The sequence below is a fragment of the Sphingobacterium micropteri genome (genome assembly GCF_014692515.1).
GTDB classification, from domain to species: Bacteria; Bacteroidota; Bacteroidia; order Sphingobacteriales; family Sphingobacteriaceae; genus Sphingobacterium; species Sphingobacterium micropteri.
Window position 1 is genome coordinate 365,216 of sequence record NZ_JACOIK010000003.1, and the last position, 18,295, is coordinate 383,510.

The following is an 18,295-nucleotide window of genomic DNA, read 5'->3' on the forward strand; positions in this document are numbered from 1 at the left end:
ATGTCCCACTATTGAAACAAAAAATTAAATTCTTCTATGGATAGATTGTTTCCACCTTGCTTACTTTCCAGCCGTCCTTTCCCTGGTTCAACGTAATGTAGTCTACGCGGGTGAAGTTATCAAAGGCCATTGTTGCTTTGGCTACGCATACCTTTCCATCCTGCGATAGGATCTCATAGCTGCTCTCGCAGTCATATTGCATGCCCTTGTTGGCTTTCAGATATTTGATGTATTCCTTTTTGCCCGCACGGTCGTTGTTGTTCACGTTGCTGTACTGGAAATCATCTGCAAAAAGGAACTTGTTCAGGTCGATGCTACCCACGGTAACAGCATCCAGGTAAGTATTCAGAATTATTCTTGATTCCACATCTTTCAAAGGATTGGCTTTTTCCGAAGCAAAGGACTTCAGCGATGTTACCATGATCAATGCTGCTGCTATGGTTTTCAATGTCGTTCTCATATCTGTAGTTCTTATGTGTTATGTATAATATTTTTTCTATTTCTTATTTGATATCTCAAAGGTAGGGCAGCAGGCCTATTTACCGAATAACGATTAGACCAAGCTCCCGCATTTCTCGGTAACTGCGGTAAAAAAATCGGTGAATGCATTTTCAATTCGTTTCTGTCCATGCCCCGACAATCCATAGCCGTTTTTAAACGACTATACGCGTTTGTTTACCGGCTTTCAGGGGTGCTACTACCTAAGTTTGCTTTACAGTTATCAGAATTATGTACATCAAAATTTACTTATTATGAAGCAACAGGCAACACCTGTATTTATCGATCCGACGACCGACTTCGGTTTTAAGCGTATATTCGGAACCGAGACGAACGAGGATCTATTGATCTCCTTTCTCAACGAGCTATTCCAGGGACGGAAACTTATCGAGGATCTCTATTACAACAAGAACGAACACGTAGGCGACACCGAAGAAGTCGGTACGGTCATATTTGACCTGACGTGCACGGCCAGCGACGGCGAACAGTTCATTATCGAGGTCCAGCGGACCCCGCAGACGAATTTAAAAAAGCGTATGCTGTACTACGGTAGCAAACTGATCGCAGACCAGGCACCCAAAGGGAACAGGAGAGGATGGGGCTATACGATCAGTGAGGTATATGTGATCGTCCTGATGGACGGCTTTCCTATGCCCGGGAGCGAGGGTAGCAGCAATTACCTCCATGACATCTGTCTATGCAACAGGTATTCAGGCGAAGTTTTTTACGAACATCTTGGGTTTATTTATATCGAATTGATTAATTTTACCAAAGGCGAACAGGAACTGGCCGTTGATCTGGACAGGTGGTTGCATGTTCTGAAGAACATGTCCAAAATGGACAAGCTGCCCACCTATCTACGGAAGCCGGTTTTTGAAAAGTTATTTGCCATTGCAGCATACAGTAAACTAAACAAGGAGGAACGCGATATGTACGATGCAAGTTTGAAGAATAAGTGGGATGCGGAGTCAATCCGCCAGACGGCCATTTTGGAGCAGAAAAAGGCGAGAGAGCGGGGGCTTGAAGAGGGGCGGGAAGAAGGTCGAGAAGACGGTCTAAAAGAAGGCGCTCTTGCCATTGCTTTAAAATTGAAAAACATGGATATGGCTGTGGAAGATATAGTCCAAGCTACCGGTTTATCGGCTGAAGAAATAGAAAAACTAAAATAATAACAAAAAAATCCTGAAGCGGGGAGCTTCAGGATTTTTACTAACTAACCAATTATTAACCTAAATTATGAAGTACAAATATAACGACAAGTACTGGGATATAGTGTCAACTTAGTGTATATTTAACACATATTAACAGGATGACATAGATATGTTATTATCGTAAAGATCAAAACGCTGAGCTTCGAACCTTAGTCAGCTGTATCTTTGGAATTGTTTAACGAGCAGGTTCACTTCTAATGTCCAAACTAATTTTTGGCAAATTACCTAAAAGATTTGAACCCTTATCTTCTAGAAAAAAGAGGAGGTAGAGAGAACGGAGAAGTTCCCTTTATCATATAGGGATAGCGTGAATGGTGTTTTTTAACTGATGCAAATGCCGCTGTGTATGATAGGTGTTGAACCAAGCCCATTCCAATCTAGTAAACGCACCGTATTCAGGGATAACAAAATCGAGACAGGTTTTGGAAAGGTCCCTTGTATGGATAATTTCTTTAATCTGTACAATACGATCTCGCAAATCGAACAGTAAAACCGATTTGTCAAGGCGCTGCTCCGATGGTAATATCTCGATAGGCGATTCCATCTTTATCGTAAAATCCATAAAAATATCTTTGATGGGCTGTATCTTTTCATCAGGCTCGCGGAGCGTCAATTCTGTACGTCCGATCATTGTTTCCGCAGAAGCATAGGATTTGTGTATATGGTCTCCAATTTGCCCAGGGGACCAGCCTCCGTTTGTCGGTTTCATATTAAGTTCATTTTCGTCCAACATCTCCATTACTACAATGAATTCGTCGGTTATTTCTTGAAAAACTACCTTGATTTCCATATTTCATTATAATATTTTGAAAAATTAGTTCAAAATCAGATGAGTGTGAAGATTGATTACGGCGGTAAGCCGATCATATCATTCGCCTAATCCGGCTGATATAAATCAAATTGATTTCCATATAAGTCTTCAAAACCAACACCTTTGCCTCCCGGCACAGTCGTTGGAGTTCCGTGAAAGACGATACCTTTCTCTTTCATCGCTATATAATCGCCTTCGATATCGTTAGATTGAAACATGACAAAAATCTGTCCTCCTGATTGATTGCCGACCAACTTCTGCTGTTCGGGCCTTTTAGCTTTAACAAGTTCAAAAACCGTGGCATTGTCTTTTTGCGGAGCAACAGTAAGATACCGCCAATCTGGAGAAAACATTTGGTCTGTACATACGCTGAAACCTAGTTTTTCCATATAAAATTTTTTCGCTTCTTCTAAATCCTTGACTAGAAGTGTTATTTGAGCTACTTTTGTTATCATACGTCGTCTATTATAATACAATTTTACGCGTATTCAATTTTAATTGACTTCGCATAAGACAGGAAATGAAAATAATGAAGGTTTTGCCGCATTCGCTCATGGAGCGATTCAAACATTCCTCTGATTTCTGTTATAAATTTTTCGTCCATGTCTTATTCTGATTTATTTTCCAGTTCACGTACTAAAATGTCAGCCGTGTTACGTATCGATTTTGCAATTGTCTTTACATGCGGATCAGGGTAAGGAACTTCATTAGATTCCGCAATTAGCGATCGTATGGTTTCATCAATCTGTATCAGCTTTCTGCGTAGGGCAAAACGGCTTTCTATTGCATAGATATAGGCTTCTTCCAGATTATTTGATGATCTTAATGACTTTAGAGCATTTTCGCTATCCAGTACCAGTTTAGCTTATCAAGGTCGGCGTCCGGCTCCATGATAATAGTGTTTTTTTCTTTCGTTCGGCTACCAAAGAGCCAAGTAAATAATTCTATCGTATTCGGTACATTGATCAATTTGATGTTTCTTTTCCTATCCCAACCAATGTGGCTAAGGATATTGCTCCTTGATAAAGCTTTGATCAAGAACGAATAATACAGACGGGTTCCCACAACATCCGATCTATTCCAAACACCCCTTTCTTCGATAAAGGCAATCAGTCGTATAGGATCCATCAACCGATCCACGTCTTTACGTTCCAAACCATTTAACTATCGGCTACAGTTTGAAAGAATTTTTTGACGATGAGAGTTTCCTGTAGAGCTTGACACACAGCTATGCAACGATGCGTTAAGTTACAAGAATAACAAAAGAGGAAATTTTTATAGAAGTCTTTAAGAACCACGACGAGCAAACTCTAAAACAGCCGGTAATAGCGATGTTGTTTTCGTGGTATTGGCTTCGGAATGCTTATTGTTTGTCGTTTCCGTAAATCCCCACCAATCATTAAAACGGTAGAACACCCTAACTTCGAAGCATCTCAAAAACTGTATGATCGGAGTAGCGTAATCATTTCCAAAGGCCTCAATCAGTTCAGGGAAAAACGACAGGTAGTCCCGCCAAGGTACAAACCTGTCGCGCAGCATATATCGATATAATTTCATTTTCCCTGAAACTCTTGGTAATTCCTAGTTCAATGGCTTCGTCCGGAATAGCTCCATGATCGTATAACTCTCTAACGAACTTCAAAGGAAGGTTACCTTTGGGTGTGAGCTTCAGGCTTTTTTCACGAGCAACTATCGTCAGTAAATCTTCACATAGCCTAAAGAAAGGCAGCTTGTCCAGCACCTCCACTGGAATATGCTTTCTGATTTTCAGTGGTGAAGTCTGTGCAAAAGGAAATATCTGTAGCGCCAGTAAATCCCGATAGGAGAGTCCTAATAAGTTCTCATCAGGTGTATCATCGAATTCACTCAAATCGTTGGGATCAATAATCATAGCTCAAATGTATATTATTTTATGTTTCCCTGTTTACATTTTTTAAATTCGTCCCATGGGAACAATTGGGAATGCTCTACAAGATCTTCGTGCAGAGCGGGGGCTTAGCGCTACTGAAGCCGCTGCAGGAGCTGGAACCACGGTGTCTACCTACCTTAAGATAGAGCGTGACTGGCGTGAAGTAAGTTTCATTATGATGGTTCGCCTCTGTCGGTTCTATAACCTCGATATTTACGAATTTATAGACAGAATAGACTCCTATGAGTTGGAGCGCCCCGACCTATCAGTCATACGCGTTTTGGAAAAAAGAAACAAGTCGTAGATTATTATATACATCAATGCCTGTGCATGCAGGCGGTTTGCTACCAGAAGTTCTAGAAAAAAACGACAATAAATCGCCCGGCTAATTACCGGGCAGTCTATACAAGTTCTAGTTCATAAGGATTATGAATACTTTCTTTTCCGAAGCGTTTAAGCAATTCAAACTTATTGTTAGCGTCTATATGTTCCTTTATGAGGATTTCTTTTACGGCTGGTTGTTTCAAGCCTGGGATACGGCTTTGAAAGAAAGGCCATAATTCCTCACTCTGATACAATTTATCCACATTGGAAAACCCAGCTATATGATTGTATTTATGTTGCACCTTTTTAAAATCTTCGGAATAGGTGAAGGTCCATTTCTGATTATCATAGCTCAGTTCCCCGATCAAAAGCCGATCGTACTTTAATTGAAAAACTTTATCAATAGCAGTAATAACTGGCTCTGTCTTCTTCTTAGCCTTAATTATTTTTTCGAATATTTTCAACATAATACCTCCTCTCTTAAAATGCTAAACCTTGTTTTGATAATCCGTTTTATGAGTTCGTATCTCTCTAACACGAAAAAATCTGAGAATTCTTTTTTTATCATTTCTAATACCAGCTCCTCTCTCTGAGGACTGCAAAGGTCGTCAATTATTTTTAAGTATTTACTATTCTTAAATTTCTTAAGAAAAAAAATTAAATCAAAATGATTTATGTTAAAATTTTCATTTACACTAATTCTAGGACATGCCTCGTTGATATACCTATCAATTTTCTTGCCATTACTTTTCTCTTGCTCAATATATTTCTTTATGCGGTCATCACTCCAATTCCAGGTTAATCCTCTTGCTGAATCATATAGCGGTGATAGTTGTGGAGCCTTAGCATTTCTTTTAATCGACGTAATCACTGCCCAGTTATAGAAATGACGATCGTTGTTTCCTACTATTGCGTCAAATATTATCATTTTTACGATATCATTCAATATCTCTTCATGACAGTTTGGATATTTGTGTTCAATAGCTTCAACTAAAAATTCGAAGGTAAAATGCTTTCTTGATTCGATTTTGTTATTTGCGATTTCTTGTGCCATTTCCATGTCGTCGATATATTCTCCAAATATTTCGGCACCGTGGGTCATAACTTCGTATTCTTGATTGAGGAAATACCTACTGAGAAAGCGGATTTGTCCATTTACTTTCATTAACAGTACTTCATTCATGCGGATTCCCAGAACGTGTCCGATCCTGTTTATTAAGTATTCAATAACGGACTCATGCGGATACCATTTTTCGCCAGTCTTAGCAATGTAGGCCTCCCATGTCTTCGTGTTTTTTCTATTGCATCCTTTTCCGTATCTATATATTTTTATAAAAGCCTTAGGAGCGTCTCCATCTAATGGTTTGTTTACGATAATATAGTCTCTGTCCTTGATTGTTGGAATAATTTTTTCATTTATCCTGCCGGAATAGTTTGCTGAGGATTCACGTCGTAACTGGTGTTTTATTTTATTAGGCATGTCAAATTGGAGCATTGTAGATAGACAAATATATAAAATAGTTTGAGATTATCAGCCTAATCTGCATCGCTTTCTGTAAAAAGAAAGTTTTGAAAGTCTTGTTGCGTTTAATGACCAACAAATAGATGTCAAGGTTAATTAAACTTAAACTCTAATAGTCAACGGAAGGAAGCTCTTTTGACACCCCTATGGCCCCATTGTTCACGCTTAAACGTATTTTTGATAAGACAAACCAAAAATCGAAAACACAAACGTTATGCAGGTATTAAAGTTTGATCAGACGGTTTATTTAATAAGAACTATAACCAGTACTACCCAACCACCATCTTTGCCGAAGCTGTCCAAAGGTATTCCGGAATAGGTTCCTCTAGCTTCCATTGGATAGACATCGGTTTCGATCCCGTATGGCTTACGTAGTGAGCGGGACCTATAAAAACATAACCCTGCGTAAAACCGTCTCCATCATAAATAGCTTCCCTAACAAAAAGGAGGATCTTTTTCCCGGTTTCATCTTGTGTGATATACGACAACAATGGGCAGGTTGCCACTAAACGAACAATACACATAATCGATGAAAAGGATATTAACACACGTACAAATTATAGTGGTCAAAGGTTTAATTGGGATTTTATATAGTTGCGGTACCAATAATAACTTGGCCAAAGTACCACCTGTTAAGCGTCATGAGATAATTAATGGTGGTGGCTATGAACAAAAAGGATACGGCCAACCGAACGAAGAAGACATAAGAATTTTCGGACAGGTAATGACATACGATAATCGTGTAGCTGCAGGTGCATCGATTTATCTCGTAAGTCAGGAACAAGATACACTTGCAACGGCGAAAACGGACAGCGAAGGTAAATTTGATATCACACTACAAACTGATGTGTTTCATGGACAGTTAATCGCTAGCGGCAACGTGTCCTATTTCGCCATTCCCAACTTAAGTTTGGGTGTATACGCGCGAGAATTCAATTTCAAGATCCGTATGGCATTAGAACCCGTCATGGATTATGAATATATGGAACTGAACAATAAACAACGTCGCGAGATTGAGAAACTTCATAAAAAACGTAAAGTAGAATAATACGGATCTCCACGGAATAATTAATCTACGCGGGTAAAGATATCAAATGCCATCGTTGCCTTGGCTACGCACATCTTTCCTTAGGGCACGTAATCTGGTCAATATGGATTTTGCGGCGCTATGTCAAGAGAATTTGTGGTTACTTATAAATTTCTTATATTTATCGATAATCAATACTAACTATCTCATGACAGATAAAGATTCAAGTCAAACTATTACGTATTCCGTCGCTTATCGTGTCGCTTTAATTTGCCTGTTTATTACCATAATAGCGGTAATAACCTTGTTGCTTATACCACTACTTGGGTATCCACTTCCTATACCAAGAGGTTCGGAATTGGTAGCCATTTTGCTTGTAGTCATACTATATAAATTTTTCAACTACACCCGTTATGTTTTCCGTTGGAGCGCCGTGCTATATCGAAACGGGATCGACGTTTTCGATCCGAAGCGCGGAAAACTATCCTATCGTTGGGAAAGAGATCTGGTGAGCATTAGAGATTTCAATCTGAATCTACTCGTCATCTTTTCTGGAGAAGATAATAAAAAGCGAGATTATTCTTATAAAATTAGTAAATGGATAAGCAGTCAACGGTTAATTGTCCAATCCAATATAGAATATGCCAAGAATGGGAAGAACGAAAAACTCAGGATCAGTGTGCAACAGCGGAAAGAGGTTATGGACGAGACACAGCAGATGTTTGATGATTTTCTTAAAAAGCATAAGTATAATCTGCCCTTTCTCGCCTATTGTCTTTCGTTGGGCACGACGGGTCTCACATGTGTCTATACCCTAATCGATATTTTATATTTTAAATTGTGGGTTGCCGTTGTTTTATGTGTAGCGGTAGCGCTGCAAATTACGCTCGTTATCCAATACAGCAGGCTGTTTGCCCAGAAGCCACTATTAAAGCTTTGGGGTGCAACATTTGTGTCCGTAGCTGTGTTTACGTTCATTATGTTTGATAATGTGCATGCCGAGCGTGAATGGTTCTTTTTCCAGTGGGGTATTGTGTTTGGGTTGGTCGTTACACTATTTATTGTCGGTTTTGTACTGTATCACGGTAAATATATATCCAACATATACAATTGGATACTATGTTTAGCTGTATTTGTATTATTCAGTTTATACTGTACTTCTGCTTTAAAGCTTGCCAATATGTTTGATGCCGGAGAAACTTTGCGATGGGAGCAGGGTACGACACGTTCGGTATGGCCTATTCCTATTATTATACCCGGAAATGATCCTGATTATATCAAATTTGATAATACTGTTTGGGGAGTGAGAGGCATGGGGTTGTTCTTTTCCGATGAGATTAAAGAAAGTACCGACGATGCTCGGGTCGAGATACGGATATTTAAGGGGAGGCTTGGCGTACCGTGGTTTTATAAGAATTACCACGAAGATCAGAGCGATGATGCAAGGTTAATAAAGTAATATTATGCATAGGGCAATCATACGAGGAAATGGCCTGTTTCCAAGCAAATGGTTAATAGCCTGGGAGGCTCTTGTCGTATAGGCGGAGACGGATATTTTTCGCGCAGAGTGCGCGGCATAGTATCAGGAACTTGCGAAAGGGAAATATAAATATGACTGCTTATTTTTTATACACACTCCCTTGGGTATAAGCTTGGAAAAAATCAAAGCCTGCGGATGCAGGCTTTGCTAACTAAACTAAACATTGGGAATTATCTCACGACATGTCCCACTATTGAAACAAAAATTTAAAGCCTTTTACGGATAAGTCGTTTCCACCTTGCTCACCTTCCAGCCGTCCTTTCCCTGGTTCAAGGTGATATAATCTACGCGGGTGAAGTTATCAAATGCCATTGTTGCCTTGGCTACGCATACCTTTCCATCCTGCGATAGGATCTCATAGCTGCTTTTGCAGTCATATTTGTTACCCTTGTTGGCCTTCAGGTGTTTGATGTATTCCTTTTTGCCCGCACGGTCGTTGTTGTTCACGTTGCGGTACTGGAAATCATCTGCAAAAAGGAACTTGTTCAGGTCGATGCTACCTACGGTAACAGCATCCACATAGGAGCCTATTACCATGTCCGATTCCACGTTTTTCAAAGGATTGGCTTTTTCAGAGGCAAAGGAGCTTAGGGATGTTACCATGATCAAGGCTGCTGCGATAGTTTTCAATGTCGTTTTCATATCTGTAGTTTTTAATGTGATGTGTATATTATTTTCTCTATTTCTTATTTGATACTTCAAAGGTAGGGTGGTGGGCAGATTTACCGAATAACGATTAGACCAAGCTCCGGCATTTCTCGGTAACTGCGGTAAAAAAATCGGTGAATGCATTATGCCGATATCTACTTGTTTGTTCATGCCAAAAGGATTGCAAGCCAGTTGCCAAAGTGCTCAATGTATTGTTTTAAAGGTATTTGTGTTTTTAGGGGAGATTTACGGATGTTCACCGGCGGACAGCTGGTGTCCGGTAATGAACAAAAGTTCTGATGAATAGTTCCGGATTTTTAAAATAGATAACCGAGCCTAGGAAGAGTTACGGTTTCGATTTATCGATATAAATCGCTATATTAGGAATATAAATCTAAATATGAATGAAACTCAAAAGATCCGCATTCCGATTAAACACTATCCAAGGATAGCAGGATTTTCGTTTCCTAAATATGGTCTTCACAATCGTAAAGAAAATTTGCAAATTACCAAAGTCTCTTGCATACTTCTCTCCATTGGACAGATTTTCGTGATACTATTAGGAGGGATAATTTCTTTGATAGGTTTAATATATAGTATTGGTTGTTTATGCTTGCTCTATCAGCACTATTCGGGAATCATACACGTCAAGATTATTCGGTGGTTCAATACATCTGTCATCCTTTTAATTATTTCGGTGATATCCGTAATTGTGTTTAGTGTTACTTTGGATATGCTTAAACAGTAAAGGAAATCATCGTTCGGCTATTTCCTTTACTACCGGCATATCCGCTTCTGCCCAGTCGTAGTACCTTAAATCATCATGAGGAACCCAGATGGCTTGTGCGTGTTCGGCAATAGCTAACGAACCTCCTGTCCATCTGCAGATGAAAGGGTAGAGGTAGAGCGAAAATTCAGGATAATGGTGCTCCACATGGGTGAGCGTCGACCCAACTTCAATTTCTAACCCTAATTCTTCTTTAATCTCCCTTTTCAAGCACTCTTCTTTGCTTTCTTCACCCTCTATCTTACCGCCGGGGAATTCCCATTTCAGCGGAAGTTTCATAGAAGCAGAGCGTTGACAGATTAATATTTTATTGTTGTGTTCTATAATGGCACAGGTTACGTGAAGCATAATGCTTTAAATATAGCAAAATTCACCTTATTATTAGGCATCGACTGTTGTTACGTAATCACTATTATACATTAACCAACCTCAAAATTCATATCTGTTTTTGAGAACAACCACAAAATTACCTCTATGTTTTGTACACTGATCTTAACTTTTGTACATCTGTTATGTTTTGATTATCAGTTTTTTGTGTTTGTTTGTTGTGCTTGCTGGTATAGAAGCCAGCTGATTCCTCAAAACGCGGAACCTTTATCCTATGTTCCTCCTCATCGTAGCTTTGCATAGCCGTCCCAGCTGTCCCGATCGCGCATCATTACGACAAAAACGCAGATTGCCGCATGCTCTTTTGTCAATGGTTCATAACCTTCGGCAATGCTATCCTCATCAAGGAATAGTCCGTGCACATCATTCCAAGCAAGCCATTCAATAAGTTTCTCCCGAGGCATAGCGTTTACCTTTGCCAGTAACGCATCTTCCGATAATTCCATCAGATGGTATCGCCAGTCATTGTCCCGCTGGTCTTCGGGGATGATAGGATAGGGGCGGTGGGCTTAGTAGCATTTCGTAAATTCGATAGTGTTCATAATTTTTCAATCTATTTATTCCTCATCTTCTTGCTCTTGATATATTTGTAAATAATACGCAGCGCCCTCCGGATTCACTGTCCGGTAATAGGCCATCAACCGTAAATACAGCTCGTTGCCTATACCATGCCTCGTATAATCCAAGAGGTAGTCGAATGTCAACTCAATCTTGTTCCGATCCGTCTCCTGATTAGCGATAATAATATCAACCTCGTTTTCCCAAAAAGGAAGGTTTTGCCGCATTCGCTCATGGAGCGATTCAAACATTCCTCTGATTTTTGTTATAAATTTTTCGTCCATGTCTTATTCTGATTTATTTTCCAGTTCACGTACTAAAATGTCAGCCGTGTTACGTACCGATTTTGCAATTGTCTTTACCTGCGGATCTGAGTAAGGAACATCGTTAATCTTGGCAATGGCGTCACTCCGAGAAAATCTCAAAATGTTGTGCGGCAAAAACTTTTCATAAGCTACGTGGTCATTCAGGATTTTCATTGCCGCCAATCTTCTGTTTCCGTCGAGTACGGTAAAAGCATCTTTATCTGGGATTACGAGCAATGGTTCATATTCCGGAATACCAGATGCAAAAATACTCGTTAACAAATCCCAAAGCGGATACTCTCGTGAGAGCGCGTTTATCATCTCCTCATCCGATTTAGCATGGGGACGTTGTATGATCCTTGGATTTTCCGTATCAAAACGCAAGTTTTCGATTTTAATAAACTGAATAGCTAGTTTAGAATTGGTTGTCATAACTTTATATTTGGTACATACAAAGATATTAAAAGTTCACTTATATCCTATTGTTTTCTCCTGCAAAAATTTCGAGTTTGCGGTATGGATATCAAAGACCGTGTGGGGCAGCGTTTGAAAGCATTGCGTAAAGAAAGGGAAATGACACAAGAAAAGCTCTCGTTCGAGAGCGACGTGGACAAAACCTATATCAGCGAGGTTGAAAATGGCAAACGAAACATCTCCATGGTCAATCTCGAGAAGCTGGTTTTAACCATCGGCTACAGTTTGAAAGAATTTTTCGACGATGAGAGTTTCCGTTAGAGCTTGACACACAGCTGTCCAATGATTCGTCAACTTATAAGAACAATAGGAAGAAATTTTCATAGATGTCTTTAAGAGACACGTCGAGCAAATTCTAAAACAGCCGGTAATAGCGCTGTTGTTTTCGTGGTATTGGCTTCGGAATGTCTATTGTTGGTCGTTTCCGTAAATCCCCACCAGTCATTAAAGCGGTAGAACACCCTAACTTCGAAGCATCTCAAAAACTGTATGATCGGAGTAGCGTAATCATTTCCAAAGGCCTCAATCAGTTCAGGGAAAAACGACAGGTAGTTATCGGCATAAAACATCGTATGCCTTTCTTCCTGACCATATTTGAGTAGCATATACCAGATAATATGGTTTCCCATGCCAGTTGCTCGATCAGGATATCCATCAAATTGCCAGGTATCAAAATCCCACACATGGGCATACATAATCTTGGCAAAAAGCGCGCTTCGGTCCGTTCGTAATTTTTGCCCCTTTATGGTGGGACTTAACGCGTTGTTTCTTTTTTTTATGAGTCCCGCCAAGGTACAAACCTGTCGCGCAGCATATATCGATATAATTTCATTTTCCCTGAAACTCTTGGTAATTCCTAGTTCAATGGCTTCGTCCGGAATAGCTCCATGATCGTATAACTCTCTAACGAACTTCAAAGGAAGGTTACCTTTGGGTGTGAGCTTCAGGCTTTTTTCACGAGCAACTATCGTCAGTAAATCTTCACATAGCCTAAAGAAAGGCAGCTTGTCCAGCACCTCCACTGGAATATGCTTTCTGATTTTCAGTGGTGAAGTCTGTGCAAAAGGAAATATCTGTAGCGCCAGTAAATCCCGATAGGAGAGTCCTAATAAGTTCTCATCAGGTGTATCATCGAATTCACTCAAATCGTTGGGATCAATAATCATAGTTCAAATGTATATTATTTTATGTTTCCCTGTTTACATTTTTTAAATTCGTCCCATGGGAACAATTGGGAATGCTTTACAAGAGCTTCGTTTAGAGTTGGGGCTTAGCGCCACTGAAGCCGCAGCAGGAGCTGGAACCACGGTGTCTACCTACCTTAAGATAGAGCGTGACCGGCGTGAAGTAAGTTTCATTATGATGGTTCGCCTCTGTCGGTTCTATAACCTCGATATTTACGAATTTATAGACAGAATAGACTCCTATGAGTTGGAGCGCCCCGACCTATCAGTCATACGCGTTTTGGAAAAAAGAAACAAGTCGTAGATTATTATATACATCAATGCCTGTGCATGCAGGCGGTTTGCTACCAGAAGTTCTAGAAAAAAACGACAATAAATCGCCCGGCTAATTACCGGTTTCCAGTTAGATCTTCACGTTTTTGTTACTCTACAGTGGACAGGTTTTTTGAATATATCCATTATTTTTATTGGATGAGATTATTATTCTTAACCTTAATCGGTGTATTTCTAACATCGTGCTCTTTTGCACAAAAAGACCCACAGGGCTGGCTTATGTATTTTGGCCAAACTAAAATAAAAGAGACTAAATTTGCGATCCATCATGAACTCCAGTTAAGGGACCATCAGTTGATGGGGGATCACAACCAAACGCTTCTTCGTGTGGGACTGCAGTATCGAGTCAAACCCTACCTATTAACGACAATGGGCTACGGGTTTATATATAGCGAACTGCCTGGAAGCCCGAATGAACCTTTTCATGAAAACAGAATTTATCAGGAAGCGCTTTTTTCACATCATTTGATGCGCAGTAACATTAGACATCGGATTCGGCTGGAGGAACGTTTTGTAGAAAATAAGGACTTCTCAGGACGTTTTCGCTATTGCCTCTTTGCTGATATTCCATTTACACAGTATGGGATGGGGGCAAAGGGATGGTACGCTGCACTATACAATGAGATCTTCCTAAACCTATCGGACGATGGCACTATGGATTTTTTTGACAGAAACCGAGCATATCTTGGTATAGGTTATAGAATATCTGATGCTGTAGGAGTGCAGATGGGATATATGTACCAAAACATAGGAAAAGCAAGGGGAACGAATCACGCGATGTTGTCGGTGCATCACCAGCTCAAATGGAAATAAGGATCCCTGCGGACCAAATATATCCAGCCCTCCTTGCCTTATAAATTGATGGATAATTCTGAAGGAAACCTCACTTCATCAAAATGGGCAAAGATGACAAAAGTTTCTGCCGATAGGGCTCTGCCTGATATTACAGATTTGGTCAATAAAGGTGTTTTATCTAAGAAAGATTCAGTGATAGAAGTGCCCATTATGAGTTAAATTGGTAACGTCTTTCATTCGGGGGGCATCTCACGAGATGTTCCGTATGGAAACAAATTTCTTGACCTATGAAAAGTTATACAGCCGCAGGAATCGTTAACTTTGGATCGATCCTAGAATATTTAAACTAGATGCGATGCTTAAAATAAATGTAAAAACAGACTGTGGACATTCTCCAAAACGCACGTTTCTCCGAGATTTTAATATAGCTTTCGGAAAGGGAGATGCTACTTTTATTATTGCCCAAGTGACAGATGACATCGTTTGGGAGATGATGGGCGAACGAACTATTGAAGGAAAAGACAGCTTCTCCAAAGCGATCAACGAGATGAAAGAGAAAGAGGTGGCCGAAATAACTATAGAGAAAGTGGTGACGCACGGCAAAGAAGGCGCCGTGAGCGGTATCATGAAAATGAAAGACGGCAACCAGTTTGCTTTTGCAGATTTTTATGAATTCAAAAATACGACGAGCACAACTATTAAGACGATGACTTCATATGTGATCGAAATATAATCGTTAGTACACATCTAATACGACGATTTCATTTCTGCTACCGAGCGTCAATTTCTTTGTTTCCACATTATAAGAGTAGGTTTGGTTTTTCGTATTGAAGACAAGGTCGATACCGTCTTCGCATAGGAGACCATTATCATTAATCGTCAAACGGTCTTTTAAAAAGATGAATGAATCATCCATATGGCAATTTCGCCAGGGATAATATATGAAGTTGTCCTGGAAATATATTCGTAATAGGATACGAATATAACAAAAAACCAAAGCCTGCATCCGCAGGCTTTGCTAACTAAACTAAACATCGGGAATTATCTCACGACATGTCCCACTATTGAAACAAAAATCTAAATCTTCTCTGGATACGTCGTTTCCACCTTGCTCACCTTCCAGCCGTCCTTTCCCTGGTTCAAGGTGATATAATCTACGCGGGTAAAGTTATCGAATGCCATTGTTGCTTTGGCTACGCATACCTTGCCATCCTGCGATAGGATCTCGTAGCTGCTTTCGCAGTCATATTGCATTCCCTTGTTGGCCTTCAGGTGTTTGATGTATTCCTTTTTGCCAGCGCGGTCGTTGTTGTTTACGTTGCTGTACTGGAAATCGTCTGCAAAAAGGAATTTGTTCAGGTCGATGCTACCCACGGTAACAGCTTCCATATAGGAGCCAATTATCATGTCCGATTCCACATTTTTCAAAGGATTGGCTTTTTCCGAAGCAAAGGAGCTTAGGGATGTAACCATGATCAAAGCTGCTGCGATAGTTTTCAATGTCGTTCTCATATCTGTAGTTTTTAATGCGTTGTATATGTTGTTTTTTCTATTTCTTATTTGATATCTCAAAGGTAGGGCAGCAGACCTATTTACCGAATAACGATTAGACCAAGCTCCCGCATTTCTCGGTAACTGCGGTAAAAAAATCGGTGAATGCAAATCTCAACTTGTTTGTCATGCCAAAAGGATTGCAAGCCAGCTGCCAAAGTATTCAATACGCTGTCTTAAAGATGTTTGTGTTTTTGAGGGAGATTTCCGGCTGTTCACCGGCGGACAGCCGGTGTCCGGTACTGAACAAAAAAATCCTGAAGCGGGGAGCCTCAGGATTTTTAACTAACTAACCAATTATAAACCTAAATTATGAAGTACAAATATAACGACAATTAGTCGCTTTTCGTTCCTATTAAGTGTATTTTTAACACATATTAACAGGTCCTTCACCTTATATCCAATAATTCCCGAACAACAGGCACATCCGCCTCCGCCCAATCATAGTTTTTTAATTCATCGTGAGAAACCCAGATGGCCTACGCGTGCTCGGCAATAGTCAGAGAACCGCCAGTCCATGTGCAAAGAAAAGGGTAGAGGCAGAGCGAAAATTCAGGGTAATGGTGCTCCACATGGGAGAGCGCCAATCCAACTTCAATCTCCAAACCCAGCTCTTCTTTAATCTCCCTTTTCAGCATTCTTCTTTGCTTTGTGCGATTTCAACCTTACCGCCCGGAAATTCCCATTTTAGCGGGAGTTTCATGGAAGCAGAGCGTTGGCATATCAGTACTTTTACTTTGTGCTCGATGATGGCGCAGGTAACGTGAAGCATAGGGTAAAGATAGAATTTTTTAATTTCACGACTCCACCCTTTTTTCGTCAAAGCCCCCCCTTTTTCCTAAACCAGTATTCTGTATCTGTCTGTAGAACAGTTTGATGAATTTTTGACACTCCCCCCTATAACCTACCTATACATCTTTCTCGTCTCCAAGAAAAGCTCAATCTTGTTGATCACCTTCGGTAGATTTTTCAGAATATGCTGCGACTTTCTGTTGTAAACAACTGAAAAAATTTTTAGATTAGCAATTACGCGAGTAATCAACGAATAAATCATTAACCATGAATAAACATTTCAGCTAAGTCTGTAGCAATTTATTAATTATGACTGTGAAACTTTTGATTTTCTTGATCAGTGTTAACGCTTTAGTATCACTTAATCTTAAAGGACAGATTCTATTTCAAGCGGAGACCGAATTTGAAGCAACCAACACCCCCATTAAGCCAGTTTATCTAGATTTTTATACAGATTGGTGCGTGCCTTGTAAAAGGATGGATAAGGAAGTATTTGCAGACACTGTGGTTGCCCATTTTTATAATGAGCATTTTATAAGTTTTAAAATAAATGCAGAATCCGTGTTGGGTAAAGCTATTGCAAAAGCATATCATGTCAATGTTTATCCAACAAGTATCTTTTTAAACGAAAATCTGACGATGATTTCCCGTCACGAGGGATACATGAACCGGGATCTTTTTTTACAAAGAGGAAAGACAGTGCTTAGGGACAAAACACCGGTTTCCTATAACAATTTAGATATAGATTCAATGTTTCTAGAAATCACACGCTTGGAGGAATTGGGTTTAGATAACACTTTATTGGTTAGTGAATTTTTCAATTCACTACAGGAGGACGATTATAAAAAAGAAAAGTATCTGGATTTATTGTTTTCAAAAATAGTGTTTTTAGATATCGATAATAGAGGGTATAGACATTTCATCGATAATCTTGATTTGTATAAAATTGATACCATCCGGAGTGAAACACTTTTGTTTCCCTCTGATATCACACTTAAGAGTTCATCTATAGCCAAATTCGATGCGAAGTTTTATTCTGCGCTATCAAGGTCACCGGATCTTCAACTAAAACTTGCTGAGGAAAATAAAAATTCCAGTTTATTTGATAGCATGTTGGCCGCAAAGCAAGATCTGTTCGAGAAGATTTATAAGAAGCAGTTTTCTATTACGCAATCTAGAGGGATATGTAAAAGAAGACTTCAGTTTTACCTTGCTCTTCCTTTGGCCGATTCGATACAAACCATAGCTCATGAATTTAAGGATCTCTTATTGACAGGAGAAACACCGGAAAGGATTATGGCGCGTAACAAAGAGATTTATCAAGAAGCAAAAGAAAAGATATTGGGAAATAATCCGAATATTCAAATTTCCGAAAAGGAAAATATTATGCTGAATTATTACTTAAACAACTATCTGGAAGATTTACATCTTTTGATTACCGCACTTGAAAAGGTAAATGATTCTCCCGGAACGAAAAATGAAGTGAAGTTATTTGAAGAAGAATTACTTACGCTGTCACACAGACCGTATACAAAGCCAGAAATGTGATAAAAAAGAATCATCCAAGAAGTTACTGAATAACAATTAGACTAAGCTCCGACAAGCGCGGGATAAACTTTAACAAACTAATTATGAGATA

General features: G+C 39.6%; 28 protein-coding genes. 11 read left to right on the plus strand and 17 right to left on the minus strand.

Translation table 11 applies throughout. The features are described from left to right. Positions 1-34: 34 nt before the first annotated feature. On the minus strand, positions 35-460 hold the full coding sequence (locus H8B06_RS05665) for a nuclear transport factor 2 family protein (RefSeq protein WP_190993320.1): 426 nt from the start codon (positions 458-460) through the stop codon (positions 35-37). 292 nt (positions 461-752) lie between these two features. Between H8B06_RS05665 and H8B06_RS05670 the strand changes: the two genes are divergently transcribed. Beyond that, the gene (locus H8B06_RS05670) at positions 753-1,667 is read left to right on the plus strand and encodes an Rpn family recombination-promoting nuclease/putative transposase (RefSeq protein WP_190993321.1); all 915 of its coding nucleotides are present in this window, start codon (positions 753-755) and stop codon (positions 1,665-1,667) included. A 334-nt stretch (positions 1,668-2,001) separates the two neighbouring features. Here the strand turns inward: H8B06_RS05670 and H8B06_RS05675 are convergent, their stop codons facing one another. From H8B06_RS05675 to H8B06_RS05695, 5 genes are all read right to left on the minus strand, one after another. After that, entirely contained in the window at positions 2,002-2,499 is a 498-nt protein-coding gene (locus H8B06_RS05675; protein ID WP_190993322.1) for a DinB family protein, read from the minus strand. An 86-nt stretch (positions 2,500-2,585) separates the two neighbouring features. Then, on the minus strand, positions 2,586-2,975 hold the full coding sequence (locus tag H8B06_RS05680; RefSeq protein ID WP_190993323.1) for a VOC family protein: 390 nt from the start codon (positions 2,973-2,975) through the stop codon (positions 2,586-2,588). 376 nt (positions 2,976-3,351) lie between these two features. Further along, positions 3,352-3,675: a hypothetical protein gene (locus H8B06_RS05685; protein ID WP_190993324.1), complete on the minus strand. Its 324-nt coding sequence runs from the start codon at positions 3,673-3,675 to the stop codon at positions 3,352-3,354. 132 nt (positions 3,676-3,807) lie between these two features. Next, positions 3,808-4,077, minus strand: coding sequence for a hypothetical protein (locus H8B06_RS05690; RefSeq protein WP_190993325.1), 270 nt, complete (start codon positions 4,075-4,077; stop codon positions 3,808-3,810). Then, entirely contained in the window at positions 4,007-4,411 is a 405-nt protein-coding gene (locus H8B06_RS05695) for a hypothetical protein (protein WP_190993326.1), read from the minus strand. Before H8B06_RS05695 ends, H8B06_RS05690 begins: the two co-directional genes overlap by 71 nt. Positions 4,412-4,466: 55 nt before the next feature. Here H8B06_RS05695 and H8B06_RS05700 point away from each other — a divergent pair, with 55 nt between their 5' ends. Next, complete coding sequence (locus H8B06_RS05700; protein WP_190993327.1) at positions 4,467-4,733, plus strand: helix-turn-helix domain-containing protein; 267 nt, start codon at positions 4,467-4,469, stop codon at positions 4,731-4,733. A 97-nt stretch (positions 4,734-4,830) separates the two neighbouring features. On the opposite strand, the gene H8B06_RS05705 is transcribed toward H8B06_RS05700, so the two are convergent. From H8B06_RS05705 to H8B06_RS05715, 3 genes are all read right to left on the minus strand, one after another. Further along, the gene (locus tag H8B06_RS05705; protein ID WP_190993328.1) at positions 4,831-5,220 is read right to left on the minus strand and encodes a HipA N-terminal domain-containing protein; all 390 of its coding nucleotides are present in this window, start codon (positions 5,218-5,220) and stop codon (positions 4,831-4,833) included. Continuing rightward, positions 5,214-6,233 (minus strand): HipA domain-containing protein, encoded by a 1,020-nt coding sequence (locus H8B06_RS05710; RefSeq protein WP_190993329.1) that lies wholly within the window; start codon positions 6,231-6,233, stop codon positions 5,214-5,216. Before H8B06_RS05710 ends, H8B06_RS05705 begins: the two co-directional genes overlap by 7 nt. 311 nt (positions 6,234-6,544) lie before the next feature. Continuing rightward, a complete protein-coding gene (locus H8B06_RS05715; protein WP_190993330.1) occupies positions 6,545-6,799 on the minus strand; it encodes a DUF3427 domain-containing protein in 255 nt (84 codons plus the stop codon). A gap of 5 nt (positions 6,800-6,804) precedes the next feature. On the opposite strand from H8B06_RS05715, the gene H8B06_RS05720 reads away from it, so the two are divergent. Next, positions 6,805-7,323, plus strand: coding sequence for a carboxypeptidase-like regulatory domain-containing protein (locus tag H8B06_RS05720; protein WP_190993331.1), 519 nt, complete (start codon positions 6,805-6,807; stop codon positions 7,321-7,323). Between the two features lie 187 nt (positions 7,324-7,510). Continuing rightward, entirely contained in the window at positions 7,511-8,761 is a 1,251-nt protein-coding gene (locus H8B06_RS05725) for a hypothetical protein (RefSeq protein WP_190993332.1), read from the plus strand. Positions 8,762-9,058: 297 nt separating this feature from the next. On the opposite strand, the gene H8B06_RS05730 is transcribed toward H8B06_RS05725, so the two are convergent. From H8B06_RS05730 to H8B06_RS05750, 5 genes are all read right to left on the minus strand, one after another. After that, positions 9,059-9,661 carry a nuclear transport factor 2 family protein gene (locus tag H8B06_RS05730; RefSeq protein ID WP_223857498.1) on the minus strand — a complete coding sequence of 201 codons (603 nt, stop codon included), beginning with the start codon at positions 9,659-9,661 and terminating at the stop codon, positions 9,059-9,061. A gap of 583 nt (positions 9,662-10,244) precedes the next feature. Continuing rightward, the gene (locus H8B06_RS05735; protein ID WP_190993333.1) at positions 10,245-10,625 is read right to left on the minus strand and encodes a (deoxy)nucleoside triphosphate pyrophosphohydrolase; all 381 of its coding nucleotides are present in this window, start codon (positions 10,623-10,625) and stop codon (positions 10,245-10,247) included. A 263-nt stretch (positions 10,626-10,888) separates the two neighbouring features. Continuing rightward, on the minus strand, positions 10,889-11,110 hold the full coding sequence (locus H8B06_RS05740) for a hypothetical protein (protein ID WP_190993334.1): 222 nt from the start codon (positions 11,108-11,110) through the stop codon (positions 10,889-10,891). 111 nt (positions 11,111-11,221) lie between these two features. Then, on the minus strand, positions 11,222-11,506 hold the full coding sequence (locus H8B06_RS05745) for a hypothetical protein (RefSeq protein ID WP_190993335.1): 285 nt from the start codon (positions 11,504-11,506) through the stop codon (positions 11,222-11,224). Positions 11,507-11,509: 3 nt separating this feature from the next. After that, positions 11,510-11,959, minus strand: coding sequence for a ParB N-terminal domain-containing protein (locus H8B06_RS05750; protein WP_190993336.1), 450 nt, complete (start codon positions 11,957-11,959; stop codon positions 11,510-11,512). Positions 11,960-12,043: 84 nt separating this feature from the next. Between H8B06_RS05750 and H8B06_RS05755 the strand changes: the two genes are divergently transcribed. Then, positions 12,044-12,262, plus strand: a complete 219-nt coding sequence (locus H8B06_RS05755) for a helix-turn-helix domain-containing protein (RefSeq protein WP_190993337.1) — start codon at positions 12,044-12,046, stop codon at positions 12,260-12,262. A gap of 71 nt (positions 12,263-12,333) precedes the next feature. Here the strand turns inward: H8B06_RS05755 and H8B06_RS05760 are convergent, their stop codons facing one another. Beyond that, a complete protein-coding gene (locus tag H8B06_RS05760; protein WP_190993338.1) occupies positions 12,334-13,167 on the minus strand; it encodes a hypothetical protein in 834 nt (277 codons plus the stop codon). 55 nt (positions 13,168-13,222) lie between these two features. On the opposite strand from H8B06_RS05760, the gene H8B06_RS05765 reads away from it, so the two are divergent. The 4 genes from H8B06_RS05765 to H8B06_RS05780 all read left to right on the plus strand — a co-directional run bounded on the left by H8B06_RS05765 (position 13,223) and on the right by H8B06_RS05780 (position 15,046). Beyond that, positions 13,223-13,489, plus strand: coding sequence for a helix-turn-helix domain-containing protein (locus H8B06_RS05765; RefSeq protein ID WP_190993339.1), 267 nt, complete (start codon positions 13,223-13,225; stop codon positions 13,487-13,489). 167 nt (positions 13,490-13,656) lie between these two features. Next, positions 13,657-14,331, plus strand: a complete 675-nt coding sequence (locus tag H8B06_RS05770) for a DUF2490 domain-containing protein (RefSeq protein ID WP_190993340.1) — start codon at positions 13,657-13,659, stop codon at positions 14,329-14,331. A 48-nt stretch (positions 14,332-14,379) separates the two neighbouring features. Continuing rightward, positions 14,380-14,532, plus strand: coding sequence for a hypothetical protein (locus H8B06_RS05775; protein WP_190993341.1), 153 nt, complete (start codon positions 14,380-14,382; stop codon positions 14,530-14,532). A 136-nt stretch (positions 14,533-14,668) separates the two neighbouring features. After that, on the plus strand, positions 14,669-15,046 hold the full coding sequence (locus tag H8B06_RS05780; protein WP_190993342.1) for a nuclear transport factor 2 family protein: 378 nt from the start codon (positions 14,669-14,671) through the stop codon (positions 15,044-15,046). 3 nt (positions 15,047-15,049) lie between these two features. Here H8B06_RS05780 and H8B06_RS05785 read toward each other — a convergent pair whose 3' ends face one another. Both H8B06_RS05785 and H8B06_RS05790 read right to left on the minus strand, forming a co-directional pair. Beyond that, positions 15,050-15,229 carry a hypothetical protein gene (locus tag H8B06_RS05785; RefSeq protein ID WP_190993343.1) on the minus strand — a complete coding sequence of 60 codons (180 nt, stop codon included), beginning with the start codon at positions 15,227-15,229 and terminating at the stop codon, positions 15,050-15,052. Between the two features lie 161 nt (positions 15,230-15,390). Beyond that, positions 15,391-15,825 carry a nuclear transport factor 2 family protein gene (locus tag H8B06_RS05790; RefSeq protein WP_190993344.1) on the minus strand — a complete coding sequence of 145 codons (435 nt, stop codon included), beginning with the start codon at positions 15,823-15,825 and terminating at the stop codon, positions 15,391-15,393. Between the two features lie 500 nt (positions 15,826-16,325). Here H8B06_RS05790 and H8B06_RS05795 point away from each other — a divergent pair, with 500 nt between their 5' ends. Both H8B06_RS05795 and H8B06_RS05800 read left to right on the plus strand, forming a co-directional pair. Then, the gene (locus H8B06_RS05795; protein ID WP_190993345.1) at positions 16,326-16,631 is read left to right on the plus strand and encodes a hypothetical protein; all 306 of its coding nucleotides are present in this window, start codon (positions 16,326-16,328) and stop codon (positions 16,629-16,631) included. Between the two features lie 334 nt (positions 16,632-16,965). After that, positions 16,966-18,204, plus strand: a complete 1,239-nt coding sequence (locus H8B06_RS05800) for a thioredoxin family protein (protein WP_190993346.1) — start codon at positions 16,966-16,968, stop codon at positions 18,202-18,204. Positions 18,205-18,295 lie beyond the last annotated feature (91 nt).